This window comes from Natrinema sp. CRL1, assembly GCF_059162405.1.
In genome coordinates, this window is record NZ_JBLVOY010000001.1 from 55,581 (window position 1) to 72,279 (window position 16,699).

Here is a 16,699-nt window from a genome sequence, read left to right on the forward strand (position 1 = left end):
GTGCTCGAGTCATCACACGGGCCGTGACCCGCGGCCAGATACAAAACTCAGTCGAGTGCCTTCCGCATCTCGACGTGGGGAATGCCGGCCTCCTCGAACTCCTCGCCGCGGCGCTCGTAGCCCAATCGGCGATAGAAGTCGGCGGCTCGCGTCTGCGAGTGTAGTTTCAGTTTCCGAAAGCCGCATGCATTGGCTCGGTCCTCGAGCGATTCCATCAGCGCGCGGCCGACGCCCGCCTCGCGCCACGACTCGAGGACGGCGACTCGTTCGACCTTGCCGACGCCGGCCGCGTACTCGCGGAGTCGGGCCGCGCCGACCGGCTCGTCGCCGTCGTAGGCGACGAAGTGGTCGGCCGTCTCGTCGTGGTCGTCGTACTCTACGTCCTCGTCAACGCCCTGCTCCTCGACGAATACCGCCTGTCGGACCGCGAACGCGTCCTCACGTTCCCGGTCGGTGTCTGCGACGCGAACCTCGAGTTCGTCCATCGCGATGGCGTAGGACCGTCGATCACGAGAGCGTTACGAACCCGTCGGGGCCCATTGGCTGTGGCTGGCGATGGAACGTCGTAAAGAAAACCGCGAGAGTAGAACGGCGGCTGAAAAGCTGGCTTACGCCAGCTTTTCGAGAGCATCAGACCGCTTTCGGCCTGACTGCCCGAAAACTGTCTTACGACAGTTTCTCGATGTTGTTGACGACTTCCTCGGCGTACTCGCTCGTCGAGAGCTTCTCGGCGTCCTCGAGGTTGCGCTCGAGGTCGTAGGTGACCTTACCGGAGGAGATGGTCTCCTCGACGGCGTCGCGGACGAGGTCGGCAGCGTCGTCCCAGCCGAGGTAGTCGAGCATCATGCGGCCCGAGAGGATCATTGCGGTCGGGTTGACCTTGTCCTGGCCCTCGTACTTGGGCGCGGAGCCGTGGACGGGCTCGGCCAGCAGGAGGCCGTCGCCGAAGTTCGATCCGGGGGCAATGCCGAGGCCACCGATCTGTGCGCCGGCGGCGTCGGACATGTAGTCCCCGTTGAGGTTCATCGTCGCGATGACGTCGTAGTTGTCCGTTCGGGTCAGCAGCTGCTGGAGCATGTTGTCGGCGATGCGGTCGTTGACGACGAGGGTATCGTCGTCGGCTTCGCCGTCTTGCTCCTCCCAGAGGGTGTCCTCGGTGATGACTTCGTCGCCGTACTCCTCTTCGGCGACCTCGTAGCCCCAGTCGCGGAACTGGCCCTCGGTGAACTTCATGATGTTACCCTTGTGGACCAGCGTAACGGAATCGCGGTCGTGCTCTAAGGCGTAGTCGATGGCGCGGCGGACGAGTCGCTTCGTGCCGAACTCCGTGATCGGCTTGACGCCGATACCGACGGGCCCGTCGTGGATGACGTCGTCGTCGCCCATCTCGTCTTCGACGAACTCCTTGACCTGCTGGACTTCGTCGGTGCCTGCCTCCCACTCGATGCCGGCGTAGACGTCTTCCGTGTTCTCACGGAAGGTGACCATGTCCATCTCGCCGGGGTTTTTGACCGGCGACGGGACGCCGTCGAGGTGGTAGGTCGGTCGAACGTTCGCGTAGAGGTCGAGTTTCTTTCGCAGCGCGACGTTCAGCGATCGGAAACCGGCACCGACGGGAGTCGTCAGCGGGCCCTTGATCGCGACGCGGTGTTCCTTGATTGCTTCGACGGTCTCCTCGGGCAGGTTCTCATCGTACTTCTCCCGTGCGGACTCGCCGGCATAAAGTCGCATCCAGTTGATGTCGCGGCCGGTCGCCTCGGCGGCAGCCTCCAGAACCTTCTGTGCGGCGGGACCAACGTCGCTCCCGACGCCGTCGCCGTAAATAATCGGGATAATCGGGTTGTCAGGCACCTCGAGTTCGTTCTCGGTACCCGCTTTCAGCGTGATCTGTTCCCCCGCTTCGGGGACCTCGATCTTGTCGTAGCTCATTTCGTCTGTACGGTTCTTCGACGGGGGTAAAAGGTCTACCATTTCCGTCTCGGATCGGCAAAAATTGAACCATTCCAATACCTCCTACACGGCAGTATAGGGCGGTTGGAGAGCTACTGTAGCCAGTATCGGGTCGAACCGGAGTTCCGTTTCCTATATAAAAATAAGTCAAATGACGGGTCCGTGAATACTAAAACCAGTATTTCTCGATCGGTAGCAACTCTCGAGCGAACCGACCGGACGAGTGTGAAAACCACCGTGATGTCGCCCGTTCGAGACCGACGAATCCACCCGCCGGGACCGTCGCGTCGTTCGGCCTCGAGGGCGGCGATCACGGCCCGCGAGTCGGCGTCGGTGTGTCAGCGACCCTCGACTCGCGTGTGGCGTCTCTCACGCCGACCGAGTCGAGGGACGCGGCGGCCAAACCAGTGGCGACCGTTTCGCCGATTCTGGTCCCGTTACGTCTCGTTTCTTCTGCGAACGGTCAGTTTCGAGCATCGATCGTACAGTGCTACCCCCTGCCCATCGCCCTCCGACTGCTCGGGTTCGACAATCGTCGTGGAGTACATTTATTATTGACGTAGACGTTGGGCAAACCATGCTACGAGCACCGCAGTACGCCGCGCGCCAGTGCCCGCGCTGTGCCGTGACGCTGTCGAACGTACAGGGTGTCGACGCCTGTCCGGCGTGTCAGTGGGTCGACGGCGGCCCCGAGAGCCGCTGACTGCGAGCCGCCGACGGTGGCCGGCGACGGAGACGGAACCTCTTTTTGTCGACCGGTCGAACCCTGAGACATGGCCGAATCCGAGGTGGACCTCGAGTCCGAGCAGTATGAGAAGCACCGCGAAGCGGGAAACATCCTCGCGCAGGTACGCGACGAAACCGCCGAGCGCGTCGAGGTCGGCGCGAGCCACCTCGAGGTCGCCCAGTGGGCCGAGGAGCGCATTCGGGAACTCGGCGGCGAACCCGCCTTCCCCGTCAACATCTCCGTCGACGAGGAGGCGGCCCACGCGACGCCGTCGATCGGCGACGAGACGACCTTCGGCGAGGAGATGATCAACTTGGACATCGGCGTCCACGTCGACGGCTGGCTGGCCGACACCGCGATCACCGTCGACCTGTCGGGCAATCCCGAGTTGGCGGAGGCCTCCGAGCAAGCACTCGAGGCCGCGGTCGACATCGTCGAGCCCGGAATCGGGACCGGCGAGATCGGCGCGGCGATCGAGGACGTCATCGACGGCTACGGCTACAACCCCGTGGTCAATCTCACCGGCCACGGACTGGGCCACTGGGAGCAACACACCAGCCCGAACATCCCCAACCGCGCCGTCTCACAGGGGACGACACTGGAAGTCGGCGACGTCGTCGCGATCGAGCCGTTCGCGACCGACGGCGGCGGCAAGGTCACGGAAGGCGCAAGCGAGGAAATCTTCTCGCTCGAGCGGGAGGGAACCGTTCGCAACCGGCAGGCCCGCGAGGCCTTAGCACAGATCACCGAGGAGTTCCGCACGCTGCCCTTTGCGACGCGGTGGCTCGAGACCGACCGGCCAGAGATGGCGCTGCGCCGGCTCAAGCGCAACGACATCGTCCACGGTTATCCGGTGCTCAAGGAAGACGACGGCTTCCTCGTCAGCCAGAAAGAGCACACGATCATCGTCACCGAAGACGGCTGTGAAGTGACGACCGAGCAGTAGCCGGCTCCGGAGCGCCAGCGGACATCCGTATCGGTAATACACGACGATCCGAAATCCCGTCGAAGCAGAGACGAAGGCGGAGACCGAGCAACGAGGGCGGTTGTCGGCTGTACTATCTGGTTCGCTACCGTTCGTGGGCGATTAGGCGTTGTTCATCCGCTGGCTCGAGCGATTCCCACAGCGCTGGCACTCGCTGACGCGGTAGGGTTCGCGGGAGAACTGCGCGTTCTCTTGTTTCAGGCTCTCGGTTCGAATCTGGACGGACACTTCGTGGAGGGTTTCTAAATCGCAGTCCTCGCAGTGCTCGGTCATCCCGTTAAAGGAGTCGTCGGTCGTTGCCATTACTGGATTACTTGCAGTAGCCCCATCTTAAACCCACGCTTCATTTTGACGGCTGAGTCGCCACAATCGCAAGCAGGCGGTAACTTTTTCATAATACGTTCTCAGAACACACTATATCGTTCAAAAGACATTCTCAAAGCTTTATATCTTTACTGTGCGTTGTTGTCGCACGCTTTCGTGTAAGTATTACCGTTATTCTCGGCCCATACTGGCGGATTGAAACGCTTTAGGTCGCGCTCGAGTGGTATCGGGTATGGAACAGGTTTTCGCACCGTGGCGCATCGAGTGGATCCGACGCGACGAGGGAAACCCCGACATCGAAGACTGCGTGTTCTGTGAACTGCCCGAACTGGACGACGACCGGGAGCACCTGATCGTCGCGCGGAGCGAACACGCGTTCGTCATGCTGAACAACTACCCGTATAACCCGGGACACGTGATGGTGATTCCACACGTCCACACCGGAGATTACACCACCCTCGACGACGATGTCCTGCTCGATCACGCCCGATTGAAACAGCGGACGTTCGACGCGCTCGCGGCTGCCCTCGAGCCGGACGGCTTCAATACCGGCTTGAACCTCGGTGACGGGGCCGGTGGCTCGATCGACGACCACCTCCACACCCACGTCGTCCCGCGATGGCAAGGCGATACCAACTTCATGCCTGTCCTCAGCGACACGACGGTGATCGTCGAGGCCCTGGAGGCGACCTACGACCACGTCCACGAGGCCTTCGCCGGCCAAGACGGGGCGACTGTCCCCGACGAGGACAACGCGGTCGCGTTCGAGTAGCCGCCGACGGGGTGAGCGGCTGCGGTTGCGGGCGACATCGGTCGCTACCGGGAGACGTCGTTAGGGTTCACAGTACAACGGTCGTCCGTTGCACTCGCACTCGATCCGCAGCGGGTCGTCGTAGGTCACCGACACGTGATCCATGGCCTGGACGTAGTGGGACGGGGTCCCGGTCCGCGAGCGATCGTTGAGCCGAGAGAGGAGGCCGGCGTCTCGGAGGTTCTCGACCTTTCTGTAGGCCGTCGACTGCGGGAGTTCGACCGCCTCGGCGATCTCACTGACCGTCGCCGGCTCCTCGGCGTACAAATACACCGCTCGCGCGTCGTCGTCGGCGAGCAGATCCATGACGCGGCGGGGATTACACCCCAGTTCGCCGTCCTGTCCCAGCCGCGGACATGGGTGCGGTTGCTCGGTTCCGTCGCTCATAGGTACTGTTACGATCGGCGAATACTTTGCTCTCGCCGCTCGTTCCCGCTTACTGGGGATCGGCCCGTACGCCTTCCTCCCGGTCGATTATACGGGCTTTCCGAACGCGTACATCGTCTCGTGGGCCGTCACCTCGAGGTCGACGAAATCCCCGGGCTCTATGCCGTAGTCGCTCGCGTTCTGGACGATGAGCTGCCGATAGGCCGAGTCGCGGCACTTGACCGAATCCGCGGTGCCCTCCTCGACGACCAGAACGTCCTCGCGGACGTCGCCGACCATGTCCGCGTAGGCTTCGGCGACGATCTCGCGTTTGACTTCGCTCATCTCCTTCGAGCGCTCCTTCTTGATCGTCCCGCCCAGTCCCTTCATCTCGGCGGCGTCGGTGCCGGGCCGCTTCGAGAAGCGGGTGACGTTGATCTTCTCCGGGCGGGTCTCGCGGAGCAACGCCATCGACTGGGCGTGGTCGTGGTCGGTCTCGGTCGGGAAGCCGACGATGAAGTCCGTCGACAGCGTCCAGGAATCCAGGGTCGAATCGAAGGTTTCGACGACCTCGAGGTACTCCTCGACCTGGTGCTGGCGGCGCATGTCGCCGAGCACGTCGTCGCTACCGGACTGGACCGGCGCGTGCAGGAAGTCGTAGAGTTCCGCGTTGTCCGCGAAGACCTCGGCTAACTCCTCGCGGATGCCGTGGACCCCCTTCGGGTTGGCCATCCCCACCCGCACGCGGAAGTCGCCCTCGATCTCGCAGATTTCCTCGAGCAGGCGGTGGAGTTTGCGTTCGCCTTCGTCCCAGCCGTAGACGCCGGTGTCCTGGCCGGTGATCCGAATCTCCTTTGCGCCGGCGTGGATCAGCGCGCGGGCCTTCTCGACGTTTTCCTCGATCGACGGGGAGTCGATCTTGCCCGTGGCCTGCTTGGTGATGCAGTACGAGCAGTCGGACATACAGCCCCGCGCGATCGGGAGGATGCCGACGACGCCGTCGAGGATCGGCTCGGCGTCGGGTGTCGTCGTCGGACACTCGCCGTTGGTGACTGCTTCGGGTACCTCGTCCCAGTGGAGGACCTGCCCGTCGACGTTGGCCTGCGCGAACTCCTCGCCCTGGGCCAGGGCCATACAGCCCGTGATGAAGAGATCGGCCGTCTCGTCGGCCAGTTCCTCGGCTCGGCGGAGCATGTTCCGCTCGGTCTTCTCGACGACGGTACAGGTGTTGAGGATGGCGACATCTGCCTCCTCGGCCCCGTCGACCCGGTAGTGACCCGCATCGCGGAGCCGTCGCTCGATCTCACGGCTCTCCCCGCGATTCGACGTACAGCCGTACGTTTCGATGTGATACCGGGCCATTCGCTTGGACCGTTCTCGGGGCTGGCGAATCAAAAGCGCGACGGATCGCGGGCGCGGTGGGCGCGGTGAACGCGGCCACGACGGTCCGCGGTCGCCTCGATTACCGCTCGTCGGCGTCGCTCCCGCTCGCAGCCCCGCCTGCAGTCTCGTCATCGGTCCCATCGATCAGCGCCTCGAGTGCTTCCTCACCCACAAAAAGGGAGCGACGGCCGGTCGGCTCCTGTGCGATGAGCACGCCGGCCGAAAAGTCGGGATTCCCCGCTTCGTCGTAGATCCCGTCGGGACTCGTGCCGATCCGCACCGACTCGCGGACCCGCAACATCGCCTCCCGGACCGCGTCGTCCCGGTTAGCCGCCGCGCTGACGTCCAGCCGGTCGACAGACTCCTCGCGGGCCGACAGTGCCTCGAGGACGGCGTCGACGTGTGCCGGGGCGGTCTCGCCGTCGTAAATGTAGCTCCGAACGCGCATGGTCCTACGAATCGGTCGGGTTCGAACGCGACCGGGCTCGGACGAGTCGGCCGCCCGTCATCAGAGCGGAACCGAGAGCAGCCGCACGAGCACGAGCACCATCGCGATCGCCCCCAAGACGACGAACAGCGCGTTCTCGAGGTCCGGATCACCGGACTCGATCGGCGTCGAACTGGCTTCGGGTGCGTACTCGTCGTCCATCGCCGCGTCCTCGTCCGACTCCTCGCTTGAGCCGGAGATATCCAGAGGGATTCGATCCCACTGGTCATCGTTGTCGCTCGAGTCGCCGTCGATAGCCTCGGTCGTCGGTTCGGCGTCCGGGTCCGCCGCCGACGGCTCGCCCCATCGGTCGGTGGTGTCGTTTCCGGACGGGTCGTCTGCCATACGCCATCCTAACGGGTCCGCCGTCAAAAACCCGCGGTCCGATCGCGGGCGGCCGTCGGACCCGATTCAGAGCCGCTCGGTGCGGTCGCTGATATTGCCACCGTAGACGACGCCGCGTTCGGCGTCGACCGTGACGACCTCGCCGGCCGCGATGTCCGTGCCGTCCGCGTCGCTGATCATCGGTATCCCCAACTCGCGGGCGACCAGCGCCGGGTAGCCGGTCATCCCCCGCTCGGCGTTGATGATGCCGCCGATGCGGCTCGTATCGCCGGTAAACTCCTCGTCGAAATCGACGGGGAGGGTGAGGATCGCCCCCTCGTGGATGTCCGAGAGATCGCCGTCGGTCACGTGGACGACCGGCCCGGTCGCCCGCCCCTCGACGACGACCTGTCCGGTCGTCAGCGCGTCGGCGGCGACGTGGACCTTCAGCATATTCGTCGTGTTCGCCCCCTCGAGGTCGGTCATCATTCCACAGAGGACGACCACGGTATCCCCGCTCTCGGCGATCCCGGCGTCTAAGGCGGCCTGGACGGCCTTCTCGACGACGGCGTCGGCACCCTGATCCGAGACGGGCGCGTACAGCGGCGTCACGCCCCACGTCAACGCGAGCTGGCGGCGCACCGCCTGACTCGGTGTCGAGGCGACGACCGGCACGCCCGGACGATACTTCGCCGTCTTCAGCGCCGTGTAGCCGGATTCGGTCGCGGCGACGACCGCGTCCGCGCCGATGTCCCGCGCGAGGAACCGCGCCGATCGGGCCAGCGCGTCCGTCCGCGCCTCGCCCGACGCCGGCACGCGCTGCTCGAGCAACTCCGCGTACTCCTCGGAGCCCTCGACCTCGCAGATGATGCTGTCCATCGCGTCGACGACGGCGATGGGGTGGTCGCCAACCGCGGTCTCGGCCGACAGCATGACCGCATCGGTGCCGTCGAGGACGGCGTTTGCCACGTCGGAGGCCTCCGCGCGCGTCGGCCGGCGGGCGTGGACCATCGAATCGAGCATCTCCGTCGCCGTGATGACCGGTCGCCCGGCCTCGCGGCACTTGCGGATGATCCGCTTTTGGATCATCGGCACGTCTTCCATCGGACACTCCACGCCGAGGTCTCCGCGGGCCACCATTACGCCGTAGGCGGCGTCGATGATCTCGTCTAAGTTCTCGACTGCGCCGGCCCGTTCGATCTTCGCGATGATCGGGATGTCCGCGCCCGCCTCTTCTAAAACCTCGCCGACCTCGTAGACGTCCTCGGCGTCCCGGACGAAACTCGCCGCGACGAAGTCGACTTCCTTCTCGGCGGCCAGCTCGAGATCCGCGCGGTCCTTTTCCGTGACGACATCGAGGTCGAGTTCGACGCCGGGAACGTTGACGCCCTTGCGACCGCCCAGCTCGCCGCCGGTGTCGACCCGCGCCCGAATCGCGTCGCCGTCGTGTTCGAGGACGGTCGTCTCGATCAGGCCGTCGTCGAGCAGGATTCGGTCTCCGGGCTCGACCGCAGTGACCGATACCGAGAGGCCGACGGTCTCCGATGTCGCCTCTTCGCCCTCGACGAACCGGATTTCCGAGCCCGTCTCGAGAGTCACCGTTTCGCCCTCTGGCAGCGGTGCGGTCCGGATCTCCGGCCCCTTCGTGTCGAGCATGATCGCGACGGGCTCGGCCCGTTCTTCGTCGACCGCGCGGACGCGATCGATCAACGCCGCGCGATCCTCCGGGCTGCCGTGGCTCGCGTTCAGCCGCGCGACGGACATTCCCGCCGCGGCGAGGTCCCGGATCGTCTCCCGGTCGTTCGTCGCCGGTCCCAGCGTACTGACGATTTTCGCGTTTCTCATGGTGGAAGCTAGCGCCAGCACACCCTAAAAGATGGTCACTTACTCGTACTCGAGTATGCAATCGAGGCCATCCGCGGCGAGACACCGTCCGCCCCTCGGTGCTCGAGTCAGTCCGCAGGAGGGCGATCTGCCGGGCGCTCGAGCAGGCGGGTCACGCGCTCGCCGCTGAGGACTTCGGGGATGATCACCTCGTCGGCACCGGCCTCCCGCGCGACCGACTCGTAGATCTCCTCGCCGACGCGGACGAGGATTTCGGGCGTCGACGTCGCCGTGCCGCTGACGATCGCGATCTGGATGTTGACGTTCGAGTCGTCGATTGCGGCGACGAGTTTCGTCGCCCGATCGACCCCAGCCGATCGCAGCACCCGCTCGCGTCTGGCGTCGCCCTCGACGAGCAGATGCCCGTCATCGCGGGCGCGTTCCGCGTTGTCTTCGTCGATTTCGATGACGACCACCTGCCGATCCGCCTCGGCGAGCCGGTTGGCGATCGTCCGTCCGAACATGCCGTAGCCACAGACGATCACGTGATCGTCGCTGTTGTCGATTCGTCGTTGCATCGTTGCTCGTGATACCTCCGTAGAGATCCGTCCCCCGAACAGTTCGGTGACGACCGTTTCGCCGATCCACAGCCCCGAGAGGACGAGCCCAACTGTGACCAGCACAGCGTAGGCCTTGGTCGCCCGTTCGGGACCCGCGTGGTCCTGGAAGTGGAGATCGATGCTCGTCAGATCGACCAGCCAGAACGCCGCCTCTACGGGGCCGACGTTCCCGAGGACCGCGAGGCCCGCGATCCCTGCGACGACGACCGCGACGAACGCACTGATCGGCGCGACCGTGTGGCGCAAAACCGGTCGATCGTCGAGGTGTGAGACGCTATCGGGGAACACAGACAGACACCCGACTCGGGACTACAAATATCTATTTGGAGTTGTTTTTAATGCACATTCGGAACACCACGTCAAAAACGCTGTTTCAATGCGCTCGGATTGGTGGTAAAAACCCCCATTCGAACTATTCGAAACGATCTCTCAGTCTCGAGCGGCGGGTCGTTACTTGATCTTCTCGCCGAGGGCCGCGTCGCCGTGGGTCGTCAGCAGGTCTGCTTCCTCGCCGGCCGCGAGGATCATGCCGTTCGACTCGACGCCGAACAGTTCCGCCGGCTCCATGTTCGCGAGCAGCACGCACTTGCTCCCGGGTAGTTCGTCGAGGTCGTGGAGTTGCTTGATCCCCGCGACCACCTGCCGCGTCTCGAAGCCGATATCGACCGCGAGTTTCGCGAGGTCGTCCGCACCCTCGATACCTTCGGCCGACTCGATCCGGCCGACGCGAATGTCCAGTTCCTGAAAGTCCTCGAATCCGATCCGGTCCTCGAGCAGCGGCTCGAGGTCGTCCGTGTCTGCCATACCGTCGGATTCGTCCGCGGCGGTGTCGTCGCTTTCGGTTTCCGCGTCGCCGTCGTCGGCCTCCTCGTCGTCCGCGGCGGCCGCGACGCGGTCCTCGAGCTTTTCGGTCAGTTCCGCGACGCGGTCGTCCTCGATCTTCTCGAAGAGTTCGCCGGGCTCGTCGAACTCCCGCGGCGGGGCCTCGAGCGCGTCCTCGAGATTGGCGTCGGCGATATCGCCGTCCTCGCCGATCTGGGCCCACAGCTCCTGGGATTTGTCGGGGGTGATCGGCTCGAGCAGGACGCCGACGGCCTTGGCGATCTGTACGCAGTCGCGGATGACCTGGGCGGCTTCCTCGGGTTCCTCGTCGGTGAGCTTCCACGGCTCATTGCGCTGGATGTACTCGTTGCCGAACTGCGCGAGCTGCGTCGCGGCCTGCCCGACCCCGCGCATGGAGTAGTCGTTGACGCTCTCGCGAACGTCGCCGATGGCTTCCTCGATGCGTTCCTCGACTTCCGCCGAAACGTCCGTTTCGGGCGTTCCTTCGTAGTTGCGGTAGGCAAAGAGCAGCGAGCGGTACCAGAAGTTGCCGACGGTGCCGACGAGTTCGCCGTTGACCGTCTCCTGGAAGGCGTCCCACGAGAAGTCGACGTCCTGCTGGAGGCCGCCCGTCGTGGTCAGGTAGTATCGCAGCAGATCGGGGTGGAACCCTTCGTCGAGGTACTCCTTCGCCCAGATCGCGCGATTGCGGCTGGTCGAGAGGCCCTTGCCGTTGATCGTGATGAAGCCGGTCGCGGCGATCCCCCGGGGTTTGTTGTAGCCTGCCCCCTCGAGCATGGCGGGCCAGAAGATCGTGTGGTGCTGGATGATGTCCCGGCCGATGACGTGCATGATCTCGCCATCCCCTTTCCAGACCTGCTCCCAGTCGTACTCGTCGGTCCCGACGCGCTCGGAGTACTGCTTCGTACTCGAGATGTATTCGATCGGCGCGTCGACCCAAACGTAGAGGACGAGGTCGTCGCCCTCGGTGTCGTCCCCGTTGGGGTAATCGATCCCCCAGTCCATGTCCCGCGTGATACACCAGTCCTGCAGGCCGTCTTCGATCCACTGGCGCGGCTGGTTGCGCGCGTTCGAGGTGCCCTCGAGGCCGTCGAGGAACTCGGTGAGGAAGTCGGAAAACTCCGAGACCTCGAAGAACTTGTGGGTCCGCTCGCGGTATTCGGCCGGGTTCCCCGTGATCGTACTCGTCGGATCCTCGACTTCGCCGGGCTCTAAGTGGCGCTGACAGCCCTCGTCGCACTCGTCGCCGCGAGCTTTTGCCCCGCAGTAGGGACAGGTGCCCTCGACGTAGCGATCCGGAAGATACTGGTCGGCGTCGGGGTCGTAGGCGACCTGAATCTCCTTCTCGTAGATGTAGCCCTCGTCATCCAGCGTGCGGACGATCTCCTGGGTCAGCTCGGTGTTGGTCTCGTCGTGGGTGTGGCCGTAGTTGTCGAAGTCGACGTTGAACTTGGGGAACGTCTCCTCGTACTGCTCGTGCCAGTCCAGTGCGAACTCCGCCGGATCGACCCCCTGCTGTTCGGCGTTGACGGCGACCGGGGTGCCGTGCATGTCCGACCCGCAGACGTAGGCCGTCTCCTGTCCCAGCGTCTCGAGTGCGCGGCTGAACGCGTCTGCACCGATATACCCTCGCAGGTGACCAATGTGGAGGTCGCCGTTGGCGTAGGGCAACCCACAGGTCACGACGGCGGGGTTCTCCGTCGGGAACTCCTCGTGGCTCATGGTCGTCACGTTGCGCTCGCGGGCGTAAAACCCGCCGGTTTCGATCGCCCGACCGACGACTCTCCTCGAGCGCTCGTGGGGTTCCGACTCGGCTCGAGCGAATCCAGTCGTCACTCGAGGCCTTCGGGGAACGCAGCGAATCGTCGCACGCGGGTGACGGCAGTGCTAGTCGTCGCTCGTGATCGGGACGCTCGCACGCACCTCGAGTCGGTCGAGATCCCCAATAAAGGAAGCCAGCATCTCGCGGGTGACGTGGGGCATGCAGACGACTCGGAGCTCGCCCGTGGCGGTCCGGGAAATCCGCCAGCCTTCGGCTCGCAGCGCATCGAATGTCGAGCGGGGCACGTCGGCCGCGACCAGCGGCAAGGTCGGGTCGGCGACCTCGTAGCCGCGTTTTTCTAAGGCGTCGGCGAGCCACTCGGCGTTGTTCTTCGAGCGAGTGTACTGGCGTCGATAGCCGCCGGGCCACAGCTCTTCTATTGCGGCGACGGCGCTCGCGACGCCCGCGCCCGAACGGGTACCGGTCAGCGTCGCCTGCGAGGTCGACTCGAGGTAGGGCGTGTCGACGGCGAGTTCGTCGAGCAGGACCGAATCGCGGACGAGCAGGCCGCCCGCGGGCACCGCGGCCTGTCCCATCTTATGGGGGTCGATCGCCATCGTATCCACCGCGGCGTGGTCGAAGTTCCACTCGTAGTCCGTAAAGGGAAGGACGAACCCACCCCACGCGGCGTCGACGTGGCACATGGCGCCGACGGAGTGGGCGATGTCGGCGAGGTCCGGAATCGGGTCAACGCGGCCGTACTCGGTGGTCCCCGCGACGCCGATCACCAGCGCGGTGTCGTCGTCGACGGAGGCCCGGACCGCTGAGAGGTCCGCTCGGTGCCGGTCGTCGGTCGGGACGATTCGGAGTTCGACCCCGAGCAGGTCGGCGGCCTTCTGGAAACTGAAGTGGCCCGATTCGGGCATGACGACGTTCGGCGTCCGGCTGTCGGCCCGCTCGCGGGCGATCCTGACGGCTTGAATGTTCGCCTCGGTGCCGCCGCTCGTGATGTAGCCTGCCGGATCGTCGAGGCCCGCGATCTCGCCCAACAGTGCGATCACATCGTCCTCGAGGGCCGCGACGTTCGGATAGGTGCCGGGGTCGCCGGGGTTCGTCGCGAGAAACCGCTCGGCCGCGTCGCGCGCCGCCGGGTGGGGTTCCGTACACATCGAGGAGAGAACCCGGTCGAACGCTTGCGGCTCGATTTGCATATCACGTATCTACTCGGTCGGCGGTTTATTTGTTACGTTTGGCAACGTTTCCGCGGCCGTTCGCTGCTCTCGCCCGATTCTCCGACTGCTCTGGTCCGATCGGCCGAAGCCATCGTCGTCTCCGCCCCCGCATTCGCGACGCCGAGTGCAGGTGCTGACTCCGCACTGGACTCGCCGCCTGTATGGGCAATGTTGATAACACGCCGACCGGAAACCCCCGACAATGATTTCGACAGCGTCTCGAGCCGTCGAACACGGGGCCACCGTCGTCGGTGTGCTCAGCCTGCTGCTGTTCGGATTTACACAGGGACGGGAGATCCAACAGTACACCCTCGACTTGCTCGTGGTGACCGTGCAGGTGGTGTTCCTCGACGCGCTGTCGTCGCTGGCCGTCTTCACGTGTTTCGTCGCGATCACCGGATTGTTGCTGGTCCGCGAGGTGTGGACCTCCCGCGACGTCATCGACCCGGTAACCGACGGCCCGCGGCTGACGGCGATCGTGCCGGTCTACCGCGATCACGCGGTGATGGACGAAAGCGTCGAGAGCCTCTGTGAAAGCGCCTACGAGTCACTCGAGGTCGTCATCGTTGCCGAACCGAACGACGACGCGACCCTCGAGCGGGCCCGCGAACTCGCGAGCGCTCACGAGCGAGTCGAGTGTCTGATCAACGGGAAGCCGGGCTCGAAGGCGGGCGCGATCAATTACGCCGTTCGCGAGACTGACGCCGAGTATATCGCGGTCTTCGACGCCGACGAGCGGGTCTCATCCGAGTTCCTCCCGCGTGCGATGGGTGGGATACTCGAGGGCGCGGACGTCTTTCAGGGTCGCCGGATCCCGCGACCGACCGGTATCATCGAGACAGTTGCGTACTGCGAACGCGCGGTTTTCCACGCGAGCTACAAGATGGTCGAACTCTCCGGCTTTGCGAACTGCCGGAGTTCCTCGACGGTTCTGACCCGCGAGGCCTTCGAACGCGTCGACGGCTACGACGACATGCTCACCGAGGACCTCGATTTCGCTCACAGCTGTTATCGCGAGGGCCTCGACGTGAGACAGGCCCGCCAGTGTACGAACACGATGGAAGCCCCCCACACCCTGTGCGATCTCTGGGGCCAGCGCAAGCGCTGGCGCGTCGGCCAGATCGAAGTCCTCCACGCGACGCTTCTCGAGGCACTGGGCGGACAGGTCGACCGCCGCGGGGTCATCTCGATCGGCCGGATGTGCTCGAGCCTGCTCGGGTGTCTGTTCACCCTCGCGCTCACCTCGAAACTCCTCTTGTTGCTCGTTCTGGGCGTCGAATCGGCGTTCCTGATTCCCGCCTCGGCGCTCATCGCGACCGTTGGCCTTGTCGCGTGGCGCGACTCCCGCGACGGCCAGATCGATGGCCTCCGGTGGAGCGTCGTCTTCGCGCCGCTGCTCTATCCCGCTTTTGGCGTGCTCACCCTCAAATCGCTGCTCGAGTACGGCCTCTCGTGGGACGGGACGTGGTATCACGTCGACAAAAGCGGTTCCTGACGCCGGTATGTTGCGACGAGTCGCGTGGTTGTCTTCGCTCGAGTATCGGCCCGCTCGACAACCTACCGTCGGGTGGGACTGAAAGGGGCTGCTTCGGTCGGTCCCGCCCGGGCGACGCAAGGACCGCAGTGAGTGACCGACGGGAACGATCGAGAACCGCAGCGAGCCCCGGCGCGGTCGAGCGACGCAGGGGCTTTCGAGTCGTTGCCGAAGATACATTCACGCGATCGGACGAGATCGTGTGCTCAGTTGGATCGAAAGCGTGCCTTCAAGTCCGACGCCGCGCAACGCCAACGCATGAACCCAGGCGACCGCGTCCGCGTCGATCGCGCGGACCGCACTTACGAAGGCGTGTTGCTCCCCTCGAGCACGGACGACCACCTCGTGGTGAAACTCGAGGGCGGCTACAACGTCGGCGTCGATCGGGAGGCGGCCGATGTCGAGGTCCTCGCGGAAGATGTCTACCGGATCGACGGCACCGACGCGACGGGCGAGGACGCCGGCTCGGAGATCGAGTTCGACGACGACCTGCCGACGATTTCGCTGATCTCGACCGGCGGCACGATCGCCTCGACGGTCGACTACCGCACCGGCGCGGTGACGGCGCAGTTCGACGCCGAGGACGTGCTCCGTGCCGTGCCCGATCTCGCGGGACGGGCGAACTACCGCGGGCGCGTCGTCGCGAACATCCTCTCGGAGAACATGGAACCGCCGCTCTGGCAGGACCTCGCCGACGCGGTGGCCGAGGAGATCGAGGCCGGTGCCGACGGCGTCGTCGTCATGCACGGCACCGACACGATGCAGTACTCCGCCTCTGCGCTCTCCTTTATGCTCGAGACGCCGGTGCCGATCGTCTTTACGGGCTCGCAGCGCTCGGCCGACCGGCCGTCCTCGGACAACGTGATGAACGCCGTCTCGGCCGTCGAGGCCGCCAAAAGCGACTGCGCGGAGGTGCTGGTCTGTATGCACGCCTCCGAATCCGACGACAACTGCGCGCTCCACCGCGGCACGCGCGTGCGGAAGAACCACACGTCCCGCCGGGACGCCTTCGAGACCGTCGGCGCGACACCGCTGGGCGAGGTCGACTACGAGACCGAGGAGGTCAGTTTCCGTCGCGACTACCAGCAGCGCGGCGAAACCGACCTCGAGACCGCACCCGCACTCGAGAGCGACGTCGAACTCCTCAAGTTCACGCCCGGGATGGACCCCGCGTTCCTCGACGTCGTCGAGGGCAGCGAGGGCCTGATCATCGAAGGCACCGGCCTCGGCCACGTCCACACCGATCTGATCCCCCGCATCGAGGAACTCATCGCGGACGGAACGACCGTCGTCATGACCAGCCAATGTCTCGAGGGCCGGGTCTGCGATCGGGTCTACGACACCGGTCGGGACCTGCTCGAGGCCGGCGTGATCGAGGGCGGCGACACGCTGCCGGGAACGGCGAAGGTCAAGTTGATGTGGACACTCGAGAACAGCGAGGACGTAGAAGAGGCGATGGGCACCTCGCTTGCCGGCGAGATTCAGGAACGGTCGGTCCCGTGGGAGTGACGGCGGACTCGAGACGGA

Annotated in this window: 16 protein-coding genes; 5 read left to right on the plus strand and 11 right to left on the minus strand. The window is 65.0% G+C overall.

Annotated elements, in window-relative coordinates:
- Positions 1-47: 47 nt before the first annotated feature.
- Both ACJYUO_RS00350 and icd read right to left on the minus strand, forming a co-directional pair.
- The gene (locus ACJYUO_RS00350; protein WP_494343437.1) at positions 48-485 is read right to left on the minus strand and encodes a GNAT family N-acetyltransferase; all 438 of its coding nucleotides are present in this window, start codon (positions 483-485) and stop codon (positions 48-50) included.
- 181 nt (positions 486-666) lie between these two features.
- Positions 667-1,929, minus strand: coding sequence for an isocitrate dehydrogenase (NADP(+)) (gene icd, locus ACJYUO_RS00355; RefSeq protein WP_494343438.1), 1,263 nt, complete (start codon positions 1,927-1,929; stop codon positions 667-669).
- A gap of 598 nt (positions 1,930-2,527) precedes the next feature.
- Between icd and ACJYUO_RS00360 the strand changes: the two genes are divergently transcribed.
- Complete coding sequence (locus tag ACJYUO_RS00360; protein ID WP_494343439.1) at positions 2,528-2,653, plus strand: hypothetical protein; 126 nt, start codon at positions 2,528-2,530, stop codon at positions 2,651-2,653.
- Between the two features lie 70 nt (positions 2,654-2,723).
- Positions 2,724-3,623: a type II methionyl aminopeptidase gene (gene map / locus ACJYUO_RS00365; protein ID WP_494343440.1), complete on the plus strand. Its 900-nt coding sequence runs from the start codon at positions 2,724-2,726 to the stop codon at positions 3,621-3,623.
- A 141-nt stretch (positions 3,624-3,764) separates the two neighbouring features.
- Here the strand turns inward: map and ACJYUO_RS00370 are convergent, their stop codons facing one another.
- Entirely contained in the window at positions 3,765-3,965 is a 201-nt protein-coding gene (locus ACJYUO_RS00370; protein WP_494343441.1) for a DUF7835 family putative zinc beta-ribbon protein, read from the minus strand.
- Positions 3,966-4,218: 253 nt separating this feature from the next.
- On the opposite strand from ACJYUO_RS00370, the gene ACJYUO_RS00375 reads away from it, so the two are divergent.
- Positions 4,219-4,758, plus strand: coding sequence for an HIT family protein (locus ACJYUO_RS00375; protein ID WP_494343442.1), 540 nt, complete (start codon positions 4,219-4,221; stop codon positions 4,756-4,758).
- Between the two features lie 60 nt (positions 4,759-4,818).
- On the opposite strand, the gene ACJYUO_RS00380 is transcribed toward ACJYUO_RS00375, so the two are convergent.
- From ACJYUO_RS00380 to mfnA, 8 genes are all read right to left on the minus strand, one after another.
- The gene (locus ACJYUO_RS00380; protein WP_494343443.1) at positions 4,819-5,184 is read right to left on the minus strand and encodes a helix-turn-helix domain-containing protein; all 366 of its coding nucleotides are present in this window, start codon (positions 5,182-5,184) and stop codon (positions 4,819-4,821) included.
- Between the two features lie 87 nt (positions 5,185-5,271).
- Complete coding sequence (locus ACJYUO_RS00385) at positions 5,272-6,525, minus strand: tRNA (N(6)-L-threonylcarbamoyladenosine(37)-C(2))-methylthiotransferase (protein WP_494343444.1); 1,254 nt, start codon at positions 6,523-6,525, stop codon at positions 5,272-5,274.
- A gap of 100 nt (positions 6,526-6,625) precedes the next feature.
- The gene (locus tag ACJYUO_RS00390; RefSeq protein ID WP_494343445.1) at positions 6,626-6,994 is read right to left on the minus strand and encodes a hypothetical protein; all 369 of its coding nucleotides are present in this window, start codon (positions 6,992-6,994) and stop codon (positions 6,626-6,628) included.
- A 60-nt stretch (positions 6,995-7,054) separates the two neighbouring features.
- On the minus strand, positions 7,055-7,378 hold the full coding sequence (locus ACJYUO_RS00395) for a DUF7312 domain-containing protein (RefSeq protein ID WP_494343446.1): 324 nt from the start codon (positions 7,376-7,378) through the stop codon (positions 7,055-7,057).
- A gap of 66 nt (positions 7,379-7,444) precedes the next feature.
- Positions 7,445-9,202, minus strand: coding sequence for a pyruvate kinase (pyk, locus tag ACJYUO_RS00400; RefSeq protein WP_494343447.1), 1,758 nt, complete (start codon positions 9,200-9,202; stop codon positions 7,445-7,447).
- 107 nt (positions 9,203-9,309) lie between these two features.
- Complete coding sequence (locus ACJYUO_RS00405; protein WP_494343448.1) at positions 9,310-10,089, minus strand: potassium channel family protein; 780 nt, start codon at positions 10,087-10,089, stop codon at positions 9,310-9,312.
- Positions 10,090-10,251: 162 nt separating this feature from the next.
- Positions 10,252-12,366: a methionine--tRNA ligase gene (metG, locus tag ACJYUO_RS00410; RefSeq protein WP_494344410.1), complete on the minus strand. Its 2,115-nt coding sequence runs from the start codon at positions 12,364-12,366 to the stop codon at positions 10,252-10,254.
- Positions 12,367-12,531: 165 nt separating this feature from the next.
- Positions 12,532-13,617: a tyrosine decarboxylase MfnA gene (gene mfnA, locus ACJYUO_RS00415; RefSeq protein ID WP_494343449.1), complete on the minus strand. Its 1,086-nt coding sequence runs from the start codon at positions 13,615-13,617 to the stop codon at positions 12,532-12,534.
- A gap of 223 nt (positions 13,618-13,840) precedes the next feature.
- Here mfnA and ACJYUO_RS00420 point away from each other — a divergent pair, with 223 nt between their 5' ends.
- Positions 13,841-15,133, plus strand: coding sequence for a glycosyltransferase family 2 protein (locus tag ACJYUO_RS00420; protein ID WP_494343450.1), 1,293 nt, complete (start codon positions 13,841-13,843; stop codon positions 15,131-15,133).
- Between the two features lie 297 nt (positions 15,134-15,430).
- Entirely contained in the window at positions 15,431-16,681 is a 1,251-nt protein-coding gene (gene gatD / locus ACJYUO_RS00425; protein ID WP_494343451.1) for a Glu-tRNA(Gln) amidotransferase subunit GatD, read from the plus strand.
- Positions 16,682-16,699 lie beyond the last annotated feature (18 nt).

Excerpts from the sequence above, each read along its gene's own strand:
- ACJYUO_RS00350 (WP_494343437.1), bottom strand. The coding sequence starts at position 485 with ATGGACGAACTCGAGGTTCGCGTCGCAGACACCGACCGGGAACGTGAG.
- icd (WP_494343438.1), bottom strand. The coding sequence starts at position 1,929 with ATGAGCTACGACAAGATCGAGGTCCCCGAAGCGGGGGAACAGATCACG.
- ACJYUO_RS00360 (WP_494343439.1), top strand. The coding sequence starts at position 2,528 with ATGCTACGAGCACCGCAGTACGCCGCGCGCCAGTGCCCGCGCTGTGCC.
- map (WP_494343440.1), top strand. The coding sequence starts at position 2,724 with ATGGCCGAATCCGAGGTGGACCTCGAGTCCGAGCAGTATGAGAAGCAC.
- ACJYUO_RS00370 (WP_494343441.1), bottom strand. The coding sequence starts at position 3,965 with ATGGCAACGACCGACGACTCCTTTAACGGGATGACCGAGCACTGCGAG.
- ACJYUO_RS00375 (WP_494343442.1), top strand. The coding sequence starts at position 4,219 with ATGGAACAGGTTTTCGCACCGTGGCGCATCGAGTGGATCCGACGCGAC.
- ACJYUO_RS00380 (WP_494343443.1), bottom strand. The coding sequence starts at position 5,184 with ATGAGCGACGGAACCGAGCAACCGCACCCATGTCCGCGGCTGGGACAG.
- ACJYUO_RS00385 (WP_494343444.1), bottom strand. The coding sequence starts at position 6,525 with ATGGCCCGGTATCACATCGAAACGTACGGCTGTACGTCGAATCGCGGG.
- ACJYUO_RS00390 (WP_494343445.1), bottom strand. The coding sequence starts at position 6,994 with ATGCGCGTTCGGAGCTACATTTACGACGGCGAGACCGCCCCGGCACAC.
- ACJYUO_RS00395 (WP_494343446.1), bottom strand. The coding sequence starts at position 7,378 with ATGGCAGACGACCCGTCCGGAAACGACACCACCGACCGATGGGGCGAG.
- pyk (WP_494343447.1), bottom strand. The coding sequence starts at position 9,202 with ATGAGAAACGCGAAAATCGTCAGTACGCTGGGACCGGCGACGAACGAC.
- metG (WP_494344410.1), bottom strand. The coding sequence starts at position 12,366 with ATGAGCCACGAGGAGTTCCCGACGGAGAACCCCGCCGTCGTGACCTGT.
- mfnA (WP_494343449.1), bottom strand. The coding sequence starts at position 13,617 with ATGCAAATCGAGCCGCAAGCGTTCGACCGGGTTCTCTCCTCGATGTGT.
- ACJYUO_RS00420 (WP_494343450.1), top strand. The coding sequence starts at position 13,841 with ATGATTTCGACAGCGTCTCGAGCCGTCGAACACGGGGCCACCGTCGTC.
- gatD (WP_494343451.1), top strand. The coding sequence starts at position 15,431 with ATGAACCCAGGCGACCGCGTCCGCGTCGATCGCGCGGACCGCACTTAC.